Raw genomic sequence first — 12,196 nt, forward strand, 5'->3', positions numbered from 1 at the left:
GGGTTACCTCCCCATCCGGTTGATGAGCGTGTCGAGCATCTCGTCGACGATCGCGATGACCTTCGCCGCGGCCTCGTAGCTGTGCTGGTACCGGACGAGGTCGACCATCTCCTCGTCGACGTTGACGCCGTTGAGGCTGGCGCGGGTCTGCGCCGCGCTGCCGAGCCCGAGCTCGGCGGCCCGTGCGGATCGGGCGGCGTCGCTGGCGGCCTGGCCGACGCGGCCGGCGAAGGCCCGCGCCGCGTCGCCCACGGTCGCACCCCCCACGGCTGCGGTGGTGCGCAGCCGCGCCATCGCGATCGCGCCGTTGCCGTCCGCCGCTGCTCCCGTGGCCGACGCGGCGACCTCGTCTCCCGTCAGCCCGGCCCGCAGGTCGAGGTCGCCCGCGCTCGTCGCGCTGAAGAAGTCGCCGCCGGCGGCACCGTTGCGGTCGAAGCCCTGCTGGTGGATGGCGTTGACCGCGTCACGCAGGCCGAGTGCCAGGGCGTCGAGCTGGCTCCGGTACGACGGGAGGTCCACCTTGACGACGCTCAGGTAGCCGCCGACCTCACCGCGCGGCGACAGCGGTGCGCCGGTCGCGGTCGTGAGGGTCGGTCCGGCGCCCATCGCCAGCCCCTCGCTGGTGCCGCGCGACACCAGACGGGTGTCACCGAGCCAGACCTCGACGGTCTGGTCGTCGCCCGGCACGACGCGTGTCCCGAGCAGCTGGCTCAACCGGTCGAGGGCGTTGTCGCGCTGGTCGTAGAGGTCGTTGGGGTTCTGGCCCGAGCTGGTCGCGTCGGCGATCGTCTGGTTGAGGGTCGCGACCAGGCCGAGCAGCCCGTCGGCCTCCTGGGTCTGGTCGTCGATGCGCTGGGTGACCTCGCCGACGACGGCGTCTAGCTCCTCCGCGCTGCTGCGGAGGCCCGCGGCGAGGTCGGCGCCCGCCGCGAGCACGCTGGCGCGGGTGGCCGGGTCCTGCGGCGTCAGAGACAGCTGGTCCCACGCGGCGAAGAAGCGCGACAGCGCCTCCGGGGTGCCCTCGGCGTAGGGCCCCAGCACGCTCTCTGCGCGGTCCAGGGCACTGCTCCGTGCGGTCGCCGCGCCCGTGATGGAGGCCTCGCTGCGGAAGGCCACGTCGGCGAGCCGGTCGCGCAGCCGCTCCACCGACAAGACGGTGACGCCGGTGCCGCGCTGACCGTCACCGCGCATTCCCGCCGTACCCGGTGTGGGGGTCGACGTGCTGACCTCCAGCCGCTGCCGGGTGAAGCCGGCGGTGCCGCTGTTGGCGACGTTGTGCGCGGCGACCTCGACGGCGCGCTGCGCCGCCTGAAGCGCCGACGCGCCGATGCCCAGGCTCGAGAACGACATCTAGAGGCTCTGCTCCACGCGCGGGGCCGGGTCGCCGGTCGACCAGCCCCGGCCGTAGGCGGTCGGGACCGCCTCCTGCTCGCTGTCGCCCCGGCCGTCGAGGCGCTGGAGCGTGTCGGCGAGGCTGCGCGAGCCGGCCTCGGCGAGGCGTCGGGTCGCGATGAGCAGCTCGGTGATCTCCTCGGCGCCGCGGCGCAGCCCGGTCTGGGCATCGGCCAGCACGGTGCGCCACGGCTCGGGGGCGTCGGCGACGAGGTCTGACAGCGACGGCTCCGCGCCGTGATCGGCGCTCAGACCGCGGGCCGCAGCGACCGACTGCACCGCGACGGCCCGTTCGACCTCGAGGACCCGCACCGCGCGCACGGCGCGCTCGACCTCCTCGCTGGCCCAGGGGAGGAAGCGCGTCTCCCCGGCGAGCAGCAGCTGGCGCAGCTCGACCAGCTTGAACACGACCAGCTCCACGAGCAGCCGCTCACGGGTCAGCAATGCCGCCAGCGCGTCCATGGGCCACCTCCTCGGGACACCCATCGGCGGACGCCGCCGGATGTGAGCCGTGCAGTGCAGAGTCGCCCGTCCGGGCGCTTCAGGTGGCCCGCTACCCGGTCGGGGCGGTCCTTCCGGGCCATGCCCGGCTGGCCCGGTCGGGCGCTCAGCGCACCGCGTCCGCGTCCGATGGGCACCGCGACGCCGGGACCGTGCCGAGACCACCTTGACCATCGACGCCGCGTGAGAGCGCGTCGTGCTCGACCGCGCCACGGCCTACCGGCCGCGGTGAGACAGACAGAGAGGCACCCGTCATGACCGTCACAGCAGACGACACCCCGGTCGTCACCGCGGAGCAGATGACCGATATCGCGCAGGACGTGTGGGGATCCTTCCTCGACATGCAGCTCGAGCCGGCGGCCGACCAGTGGCCCTTCTCCGGCCGCACTCTCAGCGGGTGCGTCACGGTCTCGGGCGAGTGGCAGGGCTCGGTCTTCCTCGAGTGCCCTGCCGACCACGCCCAGGCAGCGGCGGAAGCGATGTTCGCCGCCGATGCAGGGTCGCTGTCGGACGACGAGATCGGCGATGCGCTCGGTGAGCTCACCAACATGGTGGGCGGCAACGTCAAGAGCCTCCTGCCGGCGCCGTCGAAGCTCTCGATCCCGAGCGTCGCCGCCGGCGAGTCCATCAGGCTCCGCGTGCCCGGCGCCGTCCTCGTCGACCGGGTCGTGCTCGTCTGCTCCGCCGGACCCGTCTCCATCAGCGTCTGGAAGGTGTGACCGTGAAGATCCTCATCGTCGACGACAGCAAGGCCATGCGGATGATCGTGACCCGCACCCTGCGGCAGGCCGGCTTCGGCGAGCACGACTACGTCGAGGCCTGCGACGGGGCCGAGGGGCTCGCCGCAGTGGCGAGCGAAGCGCCGGACCTTGTCCTGTCGGACTGGAACATGCCGGAGGTGTCGGGCATCGAGTTCCTCCAGCGGCTGCGCGCCGCAGGCAGCGACGTGCGCTTCGGCTTCGTCACCTCGGAGTCGACCGACGCGATGCGCGAGCTCGCCGTGGCGTCCGGGGCGCTGTTCCTCATCGCCAAGCCGTTCACGGCCGACACCTTCGCCGACGCCCTCGGTGCGGTCCTCGCGGCATGAGCACGGGCGCGCCCGTCGCCGTCCTCCCGACCGACGCAGACGTGCGCGGACTGCTGGCCGGTCTGCTCGACAAGGCGGTCGTCGTCACGACCGCGCCGGGTCCGCTGCTGCGCGGCAGGGACGTCCGCGTCGTCGGCTCCTACGTCGCGGACGACGGGGCGCTGCGGGCGGTCGCCCTGTGCGACCTCTCGCTCGGTGCCTGCCTCGGCGCGGCGCTCGCGCTGGTGCCCGTGCCCCGCTGCGAGGAGGCCATCGCCTCCGGTGACGTCCCACCCGACCTGGGGGAGAACACCCGCGAGGTGCTCAACGTCGCCGCGTCGCTGTTCAACACCGGCGAGGCCCACCTCAAGCTGGGGCAGACCTGGGTGGCGCCGGAGCCGGTGGGGGACGACGTCGTCGCGCTGCTGCGCACCTCCCTGCACCGCGTGGACCTCACGGTCACGGTGCCGGGGTACGGCGAGGGCGTGCTGGCGCTGCTGCTGTCCTGACCGCGCTAGGGCGCCAGGTCCTGGGGCGCATTGAGCAGCGAGTGCGCGGCCCGCTCGAGGTGCTGCCAGACGGCCTCGTGGGCCTGTGGCTCGAGGCCCTCGGCGTCGACGGCTGCGCGCATGTGGGTCAGCCAGTGGTCGCGCTCGCGCTCGCCGATGACCCACGTGGCGTGGCGCATCCGGAGCCTCGGGTGGCCTCGCTGCTCGGAGTAGGTCCCCGGACCGCCCCAGTACTGCACGAGGAACATCCGCAGCCGGTCGCGCGCCGGCCCCAGGTCCTGCTCGGGGTAGAGCGGCCGCAGGACGGGGTCGAGAGCGACGGCGTCGTAGAAGCGGTCGACGACGCGGCGGAAGACCGGCTCCCCGCCGACCCTGTCGAAAAGGCTCTCGCTCACGCCGCCAGTCTTGCAGCCGCGCCGCGCTCCGCGGCACGCCGGACGTTGCGGACCATCCCTCCGAAGACGACGCCGTGGAACGGCGCGACCGACCACCAGTAGGCGTGACCGGCCAGTCCGCGCGGTGCGAACAGCGCCCGCTGGGAGTAGCGGGTGCGACCGTCGGGGTCGACGTCGACGCGCAGCTCGAGCCAGGCCCGGCCCGGCAGCCGCATCTCGGCGCGCAGTCGCAGCAGCCGACCGTCGGTGACCTCCTCGACCCGCCAGAAGTCGATGGTCTCGCCGACCCGGACGTCGTGCGGGTCGCGGCGACCGCGCCGCAGACCGACGCCGCCGACCAGCCGGTCGAGTAGCCCGCGGGCCGCCCAGGCGGCCGACCAGGAGTACCACCCGTTGTCGCCCCCGATGCCCTCGACGACCCGCCACAGGTCACCGGGGGTGGCGTCGACGGCGGTGTCGCGGTTGTCCTCGTAGAGCGAGGCGCCGGACCAGTCGGGGTCGGTCGGCAGCGGGTCCGACGGAGCCCCGGGCCACACTGCGGCGGACCACCGGGTCTCCACGGCGGCGTCGCGGACCCGCTGCAGGGCGAGGCGGACCGCCTCGTCGAAGCCCACCAGGCCCTCGGGCGGGTCCGGGACCCAGCGGGCGATGTCGTGCTCCTGGCAGACGACCTCGTTGACCAGCGACCGCACGAGCGGCTTGGCGAGGGCGGCCGGTACGGGGGTGACGACGTTGACCCAGTGCGCCGACAACGACGGGCTCAGCAGGGGGACCGGCACGATGACGCGGCGGTGCAGCCCGGCGGCAGCGGCGTAGCGCTGCATCATCTCGACGTAGGTCAGCACGTCGGGGCCGCCGATGTCGAAGCGCCGCGAGACCTCCGGCGGCAGCGTCGCGCAGCGGACCAGGTAGCGCAGCACGTCGCGCACCGCGATCGGCTGGATCCGGTTGCGCACCCAGCGCGGTGTGATCATCGCCGGCAGTCGCTCCGTGAGGTGGCGCAGCATCTCGAACGACGCCGACCCGCTGCCGATGATGACCGCTGCCTGCAGCACCGCGGTGGGCACGCCGGAGGCGAGCAGCACCTCGCCGACCTCGTGGCGCGAGGCCAGGTGGGGCGAGAGCTCCTCGTCGGCGGGCGCGGGGCCGCCGAGGTAGACGATGCGTCCCACCCCGGCCTCGCGGGCGGCGGTCGCGAAGGCCTGCGCGGCGAGGCGGTCGCGCTCCTCGAAGTCGGGACCGGTGTCGATCGAGTGCACGAGGTAGTAGGCGACGTCGACACCGGCGAGGGCCGGCCCGAGGGACACCGGGTCGAGGGCGTCGGCCTGCACGAGCGACACCCGGTCGGCCCACGGCACGTCACGCAGCCGCCCGGTGTCGCGGCTCATGGCCCGCACGAGGTGGCCCTCGGCGAGCAGCCGTGGGACGAGGCGCCCGCCGATGTAGCCGGTCGCGCCGGTGACGAGCACGGTCAGGGGCTCGGTGACGGGCACGGTGAGGGGCACGCCCTCAGTCTGCAGCGGGCCGCCTGCGGGCGCGCTTCGGGGCGGTGGGCTCGACCGTGCGCACGGCACGGGTCGGCACGCCGATGTCGATGCCGGCCTGCTCGAAGGCGGCCTTGATGCGTTGCCGGAGCTCGCGCGCGACGTCCCAGTTCTCCAGCGGTGGCGTCTTGACGACCAGCCGGATGACGAGGCCGTCGGAGCCCATCGACTCCACCCCCCAGACCTCGGGCTCCTCCAGCACCTTGGCCGACCAGTCGTCGTCCTGCCACAGGTCGTCGGCGACCGCCTTGATGACCTCGCGGACCTGCGCGACGTCGCTCGCCCACGTCACCGGGATGTCGAGCAGCGCGCGCGACCAGCCCTGGCTCATGTTGCCGACCCGCAGGACCTCGCCGTTGCGGACGTGCCACACGGTGCCGTCGACCGAGCGCAGTCGCGTCGTGCGGAGCGACACCGCCTCGACCGTGCCGCTGGCCGGGCCGACGTCGATGACGTCGCCGACGCCGTACTGGTCCTCGAGGATCATGAACATCCCGTTGAGCCAGTCCTTGATGACGTTCTGCGCGCCGAAGCCGACGGCCACGCCGACGATCCCCGCCGAGGCGAGCACCGGTCCGAGGTCGACGCCGAGCTCGGACAGGATCGTGGTCGTGGCGATCGCGAAGACCACGATCGAGGACACGCTGCGCAGCGCGGAGCCGATGGTCCCGGCCCGCTGCGCCCGACGTTCCGACAGGAGCGGGGAGGCCTGCCGCAGCACGCCCGGCACCTGCTGCTCGGTGGCCTGGCGCACCAGCCGGCTGATGGCCCGGTGCACCACGGCGCGCAGGACGAGGGCGAGCACGACCACGAGCAGGATGCGGCCCGCGGTCGCGAGCGCCTCCGAGCCGTCGATGCTGATGTCGACCGCGCGCACGTCAGAGCTCCATTCCGGTGTGATGGGCGAGGAAAGCGAGCACGTCGACCGACAGGCCGATCGTGCGCGAGACCGAGCGGGCGCCGTGACCGACGTCGCCCTCGGTGCGGATCAGCACCGGTGCGTCGGAGGTGGTCGCGTGCTGCAGCGCCGCGCACAGCTTGCGCCCGTGCAGCGGGTCGACCCGGCTGTCGCCGTCGAAGACGGAGAGCAGCACCGCGGGGTAGCGGGTGCCCTCGACCACGCGGTGGTAGGGCGAGTAGGACAGCAGCCAGCCGAGCTCGACGGGGTCGTCGGCGGTGCCGTACTCGTCGTTCCAGGTGCGCCCGAGGCCGAAGCGCTCGTAGCGCACCATGTCGAGCAGCGGCGCGGAGCAGACCACGGCCGTCACCGACGCGGGCCGCTGCGTGAGGTGGGCCCCGACGAGCAGGCCGCCGTTGGAGCCGCCGTAGACCGCGAGTTGCCCGGGCGTCGTGAAGCCCTCCGCCACCAGGTGCTCCGCGGTCGCGGCGAAGTCGTCGAAGACGTTCTGCTTGCGGTCGCGCATCCCGTCGCGGTGCCACTGCTCGCCCTCCTCCGAGCCGCCGCGCAGGTTGGCCTCGACCCAGGTGCCGCCCGCGGCCACCCAGGCGAGCGGCGACGCCGTGCAGCCGGGCGTCAGCGAGACGCCGAAGCCGCCGTAGCCGTAGAGGACCGTCGGGCGCGGCACCCGCGGGCCCGCCGGTGAGAGCACCCGCGCCCGCACGGTCGTCCCGTCGTACGACGTGAGGGCGATCTGCTCGACGACGACCCCGTCGGCGTCGACGCTGCCGGGAGCGTCCTCCCAGAGGGTGAGCGCGCCGGCGCGCGCGTCGAGGCGGTGGACCCGCGGTGGGGTCGTGTCGTCGGTCCATCCGAGCCATACCTCGTGGCCGCCCTCGGGGTGGCCGGACAGGCCGCCGACGCTGCCGAGGCCCGGCAGCGGCAGCGGGGTCCCGTCGACCTCGACCTCCGACAGGGCATGGCGGGTGCGCAGGACGACGAGCCGGCCGTCGTCGAGCAGCTCGACGTCCTCGAGCACCGCCTCGGCGTCCTCCGCGACCAGCGTCGTCCACGCGGTCGGGTCCGTCGGGTCGGCGACGCAGAGCCGGCCGCGCGGGGCGTCGCGGTCGGTGAGCAGGTAGAGCCGGCCGTCGCGGCCGACCCACGGCGAGCAGTGCGCGTCGACGTCGACCTGCACCTCGGCGGGCGGGCCGCCCGCGAGCAGGTCGAACAGCCACACGTCGTCGCGGGGCGCGGTGCCGGCGCTGGCCGTGACGAGCAGCCAGCGGCCGTCCTGCGACACCGAGCAGCCGTAGTAGTTCGTCAGGTCGAGGCCGTCGCCCCAGACCAGCTCGTCGTCGGCGGTGTCGGTGCCGACGACGTGGCGCCAGACCCGCCGGTGGAACTGCTCCTCGCCGGCGGGCACCTCGCCCGGCGGCAGCCGGCGTACGTAGTAGAAGGCGTCGCCGCCCGGCACCCAGGCGACGGGGGAGTAGCGGCAGCGGCTGATCGGGCCGTCGACGACCTCGCCGGTGTCGACGTCGAGCACCCGCAGCAGCGACTCCTCGTCACCGCCGGTGGAGAGCTGGTAGGCGAGCAGCCGGCCCTCCTTCGACGGGGCCCACGCGTCGAGCGTCGTCGCGCCGGTCGGGTCGACCGCCATCGGGTCGAGCAGCGTGCGGGTCACGCCCTCGCCGTCGCGCCAGCGCAGGACCGCGTGCTCCTGGCCCGGGTCGCGCCGGGTCGAGAAGGCCCGTTCGCGACGCCACGCGGGCACGCCGACCGAGCCGGTCGCGAGCAGCGCGGTCAGGCTGTCGCGCAGCCGCTCGCGCCCGGGCAGCGCGTCGAGGTGCTCCCGGACCAGCGCCGCCTGCGCCCCGGCCCAGGCCGTGGTCCGCGGGTCGCGCTCGTCCTCCAACCAGCGGTACGGGTCGGCGACGGCGTGGCCGTGCAGGTCCTCGAGCAGGTCGAGCCGCTCGGCGTCGGGGTAGCGCACCCGGTCACCCTAGGTGCGCCGCTCCCGCCAGCACCCCGCCGGTCCAGAGCAGGGCCCGCAGCCGGTTCGACGACAGCAGCGAGGCGAGCGCCTGCTCGTCGTACCCCTGGCTGAGGACCGCGTGGCAGGGCAGCGACCAGGTGACCGTGACGACGACGGGGGCGAGGCCGAGGACGGCCGCGAGCAGCACGAGCGGGCCGGGCGCGGTGAGCAGCAGCGCGGCCAGCGCCAGGCCCTGCAGGGCCCACGGGAGGGCGATCACGAGGGTCAGCGCGCGGCTGTGGGCGCTGTGGTGGTCGGGCCACGCCGACGTCGGACCGATGGTCGCGAAAGCCGGGTAGAGCGCGAGCTGCACCAGCCAGCCGACCCCGCAGAGGTACGCCGTCGCCGCGAGGTGGGCGATACCGGCGGCGGTCTCGACGGTCACGTCGGACAGCCTGCGCCCTGCAAGCCAGTGGCGCATCCGGGCGCGTTCGGGGACAGTGGGCGGCAGGGAGGACGTCCGATGGCCGAGGCGCTGGTGCTCAACGCGACCTACGAGCCGCTGTGCGTGGTGCCCGCCAGGCGCGCCGTCGTGCTCGTCCTCACCGCCAAGGCGGTGTCGGTGTCGGACCGGGACGAGGTGATGCACAGCGCCCGCACCCGGCTCGAGGTGCCGGCTGTCGTGCGGCTCACCCGCTTCGTCAAGGTGCCCTACCGCGCGACCGTGCCGCTCACCCGCAAGGCGGTCTTCGCCCGCGACGGCGGGCGCTGCGTCTACTGCGGGGCGGCCGCGACGTCGCTGGACCACGTCGTGCCGCGCAGCCGTGGTGGTGCGCACGCGTGGGACAACGTCGTCTCGGCCTGCGGTCGGTGCAACCACGTCAAGGCCGATCGCGGCATCGCCGAGCTGGGCTGGCACCTGCGCCGCCTGCCGACCGTCCCGTCGGGGGTCGCGTGGCGCATCGTCGGCGCCCGCTCTGTGGACCCGAGCTGGGCGCCCTACCTGGGTCTCGAGGACGAGGTGCTGGAAGAGCCCGCCTGACGGGTACGGTCCGCCGGGTGACCCTGCACGAGCTCGCCGCCGCCCACGGGGTGGCCACCTCCTACGACGACTGGCAGGGCCGGCCGGTCACCGTCTCCGACCACGCGATCGGGGCGGCGCTCGCGGCTCTCGGGGTGGACTGCACCGACCCGGCTGTGGCGCTGCAGGCCGCGCGGGACCGTCCGTGGGCCCGGCTGCTGCCGCCCTTTGTGCTGTCGGTCGAGGGCCGCGGTGTCGCCGACTTGCGGGCCCGCGGCCGGGTCGCGCTCGAGGTGGTCACCGAGGACGGCCGGGTGCTGGCGCTGCCGGTGCCGCCTCCCGTCGAGGAGCGCGACGGGGTGACGCGCCACGAGGTCCGCCTCGCAGGGCTGCCGCTGGGCTGGCACGTCCTGCGGGCCCGCGACACCGGCCGGGTCGCCGAGGCGGTGCTGCTCGTCGCGCCGGAGCGGATCCCCACGCCCGAGGGTCGGCACTGGGGCTGGCAGGTGCAGCTCTACGCGCTGCGCAGCGCCGGGTCGTGGGCCGTCGGCGACTACCGCGACCTGCGCACCGTCGTCGCGCGCTCCGCCGCCGACGGGGCCGGCGCCCTGCTAGCGAACCCGCTGCACCTCGAGGGCCCACTCGTCCCGGTCACGCCCTCGCCGTACTCCCCGTCGTCGCGCCGCTTCCGCTCGGCGGTCGCGCTGCGCATCGAGGACACCGAGGAGTACGCCGCTGCCGCTGCCGACGTGCGCGCGGCCGTCGACGCCCTGCGGCCGGCGACCGACCCGGAGCGGGTCGACCGCGACGCCGCCTGGTCGGCCAAGCTCGTGGCGCTCGAGCTGCTCTGGCCGACGCACCGGGCCGACGCGCTCGCTGACTTCCGGGCGACGATGGGCCCGCCGCTGGAGGACGTCGCGGTCTTCGCCGCGCTGGCCGAGGTGCACGGGCTGCCCTGGCAGTCCTGGCCTGCCGCGCTGCACCGGCCCGCGGCCGTCGACCGCGAGCCGCTCGCCGAGCGGATCGCCTTCTGGTGCTGGGTGCAGCTGCTCGTCGACGAGCAGGTCGCGGCGGTGGCGGTCGCGTCCGCACCGATGGCGGTCGGCGTCCTGCACGACCTCGCGGTCGGCGTCGACGGCGGCGGCGCCGACGGGTGGGCGCTGCAGGACGTCCTCGCCCTCGGGACCTCGGTGGGCGCACCCCCGGACATGCTGGCCCGGCAGGGGCAGGACTGGGGGCTGCCCCCGTGGCGGCCCGACCGGCTCGAGGAAGCGGGCTACCTGCCGTATCGCGACGTCGTACGCGCTTGCCTGCGCCACGCCGGGGGGCTGCGCATCGACCACGTCATGGGGTTGTCACGGCTGTGGTGGGTGCCGGCGGGGTCGCCCGCGACCGACGGGACCTACGTGCGCTACGACGTCGACGCGATGCTGGCCGTGCTCGCGCTGGAGGCGACCCGGGCCGGTGCGGTCGTCGTGGGGGAGGACCTCGGCACGGTCGAGGCCTCCGTGCGCGCGGCCCTCGACCGGACGGGCGTGCTGGGCAGTGCGGTGCTGTGGTTCGAGGGCGACGCGGACCCGGCCGACTGGCGCTCGCAGGTGCTCGCCACCGTGACCACCCACGACCTGCCGACCGCGGCCGGCTTCCTGTCGCTGGACCAGGTGCGGCTGCGCGAGGCCGCCGGGGTGCTGACCCGACCGGTCTCCGACGAGCTCGCGGAGGCGGTCGCGGAGCGCGACCGGCTGCTCGCGCTGCTGTCGCGGACCGGCCTGCTCGAGGCCGCCGACGGCGACCCGGTGGTCGCGATGCACCTCGCGCTGGTCCGCTCGCCGGCGCGGCTCGTGCTCGCTGCGCTCGGCGACGCGGTGGGCGACCTGCGGCCGCCCAACCTGCCCGGCACCATCGACGAGCACCCCAACTGGCGGCTCCCCGTGGCCGACGCGACCGGTCGCGCGCTCGGGCTCGAGGAGCTGCTCGACCACCCCGGTGTGCGGCGGCTCACGGCCCTGCTCGCGGACGGCATGGGACGGGTTCGGTAGCGTGTCGCCCGACCGAGAGGAGGGCCCGTGAGCCGCACCGCCCGCACGTCCGCGCTGTCGGGTCTCGCGCTGTCCGTGCTGCTCGCCGGCCCCGCGCTGGCCACGGACTCCGAGATCGTGACGCCCGTCCCCGAGGTCGGCATCAAGGGCGCCCTCGTGCTCTACGTCGTCGTGCCGCTGGTGATCCTGCTGGCCATCTCGGCGGTCGTCTGGCTGCCCAACGTCGTGCGGAGCACGCGCTACCGCCCGAACCGCGGCTGGTCCGCGGCGCCGCTGTGGTTCCACGGCCCGGCCGACCCGGACGCCGCTGTCGCATCCGCCCAGCCGGGCGACGTCGTGAGGGGTGGGGCTCGTGGCAGCTGGTAGCGCAGGGCAGTCGGGTCTCAGCCCCAAGGAGCAGGAGCGCATCGAGCGCGCGGTGCTGACGTGCCGGGACCAGCACGGCCTCGACGTGTCCGTCCTCGTCGGTGACCTGCGCGTCGAGCAGGGCGCCGCGGCGTTCCGCGCCGGTGCCGAGCAGGCTCACGCGGCCCTCGGTGACCGCGCGGCGGGTGCCGTGCTGCTCGTGGTCGCGCCCGGTCAGCGCCGGGTCGAGGTCGTCACCGGCCCGCAGGCCCGCCGCCGCGTTCCGGACCGGGTTGCCGCGCTGGCCGTCATGTCGATGACGAGCGCCTTCGCAGGCGGTGACCTCGCCGGCGGCATCGTCGACGGGATCCGCCAGATGGCCGACGCTGCCGGTCGCCGCGAGGCGCTGACGGCCGTGGGCGACACCCGTGACCCGCTCGGTCGCCGTGAGCTCACCGCCAGCGGCTCGGACCGCCCCGCGCTGCACTGACGAGATGATCACCATCGC

The 12,196-nt window shown here is 74.8% G+C and carries 14 protein-coding genes; 7 read left to right on the forward strand and 7 right to left on the reverse strand.

Annotated elements, in window-relative coordinates; genetic code table 11:
* Positions 1-3: 3 nt before the first annotated feature.
* Together flgK and Q8R60_18835 are read right to left on the reverse strand one after the other, a co-directional pair.
* Positions 4-1,350, reverse strand: a complete 1,347-nt coding sequence (flgK, locus tag Q8R60_18830; GenBank protein ID MDP3714525.1) for a flagellar hook-associated protein FlgK — start codon at positions 1,348-1,350, stop codon at positions 4-6.
* The gene (locus Q8R60_18835) at positions 1,351-1,854 is read right to left on the reverse strand and encodes a hypothetical protein (protein MDP3714526.1); all 504 of its coding nucleotides are present in this window, start codon (positions 1,852-1,854) and stop codon (positions 1,351-1,353) included.
* A gap of 293 nt (positions 1,855-2,147) precedes the next feature.
* On the opposite strand from Q8R60_18835, the gene Q8R60_18840 reads away from it, so the two are divergent.
* From Q8R60_18840 to Q8R60_18850, 3 genes are read left to right on the forward strand one after another with little or no spacing between them, the layout of a single operon-like run.
* Entirely contained in the window at positions 2,148-2,612 is a 465-nt protein-coding gene (locus Q8R60_18840; GenBank protein ID MDP3714527.1) for a chemotaxis protein CheX, read from the forward strand.
* A gap of 2 nt (positions 2,613-2,614) precedes the next feature.
* Positions 2,615-2,980, forward strand: coding sequence for a response regulator (locus tag Q8R60_18845; GenBank protein MDP3714528.1), 366 nt, complete (start codon positions 2,615-2,617; stop codon positions 2,978-2,980).
* Positions 2,977-3,468 carry a hypothetical protein gene (locus tag Q8R60_18850; protein ID MDP3714529.1) on the forward strand — a complete coding sequence of 164 codons (492 nt, stop codon included), beginning with the start codon at positions 2,977-2,979 and terminating at the stop codon, positions 3,466-3,468. Before Q8R60_18845 ends, Q8R60_18850 begins: the two co-directional genes overlap by 4 nt.
* Positions 3,469-3,473: 5 nt before the next feature.
* On the opposite strand, the gene Q8R60_18855 is transcribed toward Q8R60_18850, so the two are convergent.
* From Q8R60_18855 to Q8R60_18875, 5 genes are read right to left on the reverse strand one after another with little or no spacing between them, the layout of a single operon-like run.
* Positions 3,474-3,863 (reverse strand): globin, encoded by a 390-nt coding sequence (locus Q8R60_18855; GenBank protein ID MDP3714530.1) that lies wholly within the window; start codon positions 3,861-3,863, stop codon positions 3,474-3,476.
* Entirely contained in the window at positions 3,860-5,368 is a 1,509-nt protein-coding gene (locus Q8R60_18860; protein ID MDP3714531.1) for an SDR family oxidoreductase, read from the reverse strand. Before Q8R60_18860 ends, Q8R60_18855 begins: the two co-directional genes overlap by 4 nt.
* 4 nt (positions 5,369-5,372) lie before the next feature.
* On the reverse strand, positions 5,373-6,284 hold the full coding sequence (locus Q8R60_18865; GenBank protein MDP3714532.1) for a mechanosensitive ion channel family protein: 912 nt from the start codon (positions 6,282-6,284) through the stop codon (positions 5,373-5,375).
* A gap of 1 nt (position 6,285) precedes the next feature.
* Entirely contained in the window at positions 6,286-8,301 is a 2,016-nt protein-coding gene (locus tag Q8R60_18870; GenBank protein ID MDP3714533.1) for a prolyl oligopeptidase family serine peptidase, read from the reverse strand.
* Between the two features lie 4 nt (positions 8,302-8,305).
* Positions 8,306-8,728 carry a hypothetical protein gene (locus Q8R60_18875; protein MDP3714534.1) on the reverse strand — a complete coding sequence of 141 codons (423 nt, stop codon included), beginning with the start codon at positions 8,726-8,728 and terminating at the stop codon, positions 8,306-8,308.
* A 78-nt stretch (positions 8,729-8,806) separates the two neighbouring features.
* On the opposite strand from Q8R60_18875, the gene Q8R60_18880 reads away from it, so the two are divergent.
* From Q8R60_18880 to Q8R60_18895, 4 genes are read left to right on the forward strand one after another with little or no spacing between them, the layout of a single operon-like run.
* Complete coding sequence (locus tag Q8R60_18880) at positions 8,807-9,325, forward strand: HNH endonuclease (GenBank protein ID MDP3714535.1); 519 nt, start codon at positions 8,807-8,809, stop codon at positions 9,323-9,325.
* A 17-nt stretch (positions 9,326-9,342) separates the two neighbouring features.
* On the forward strand, positions 9,343-11,343 hold the full coding sequence (gene malQ / locus Q8R60_18885) for a 4-alpha-glucanotransferase (GenBank protein MDP3714536.1): 2,001 nt from the start codon (positions 9,343-9,345) through the stop codon (positions 11,341-11,343).
* A gap of 27 nt (positions 11,344-11,370) precedes the next feature.
* On the forward strand, positions 11,371-11,709 hold the full coding sequence (locus Q8R60_18890; protein ID MDP3714537.1) for a hypothetical protein: 339 nt from the start codon (positions 11,371-11,373) through the stop codon (positions 11,707-11,709).
* Complete coding sequence (locus Q8R60_18895; protein ID MDP3714538.1) at positions 11,696-12,178, forward strand: DUF5130 family protein; 483 nt, start codon at positions 11,696-11,698, stop codon at positions 12,176-12,178. The genes Q8R60_18890 and Q8R60_18895 overlap by 14 nt, the downstream gene beginning before the upstream one ends.
* Positions 12,179-12,196: the final 18 nt, after the last annotated feature.

The organism is Mycobacteriales bacterium (assembly GCA_030697205.1).
Lineage (GTDB): Bacteria > Actinomycetota > Actinomycetes > Mycobacteriales > SCTD01 > JAUYQP01.

Coding starts and splice junctions, on each gene's coding strand:
- flgK (MDP3714525.1), bottom strand. CDS start 1,350: ATGTCGTTCTCGAGCCTGGGCATCGGCGCGTCGGCGCTTCAGGCGGCG.
- Q8R60_18835 (MDP3714526.1), bottom strand. CDS start 1,854: ATGGACGCGCTGGCGGCATTGCTGACCCGTGAGCGGCTGCTCGTGGAG.
- Q8R60_18840 (MDP3714527.1), top strand. CDS start 2,148: ATGACCGTCACAGCAGACGACACCCCGGTCGTCACCGCGGAGCAGATG.
- Q8R60_18850 (MDP3714529.1), top strand. CDS start 2,977: ATGAGCACGGGCGCGCCCGTCGCCGTCCTCCCGACCGACGCAGACGTG.
- Q8R60_18880 (MDP3714535.1), top strand. CDS start 8,807: ATGGCCGAGGCGCTGGTGCTCAACGCGACCTACGAGCCGCTGTGCGTG.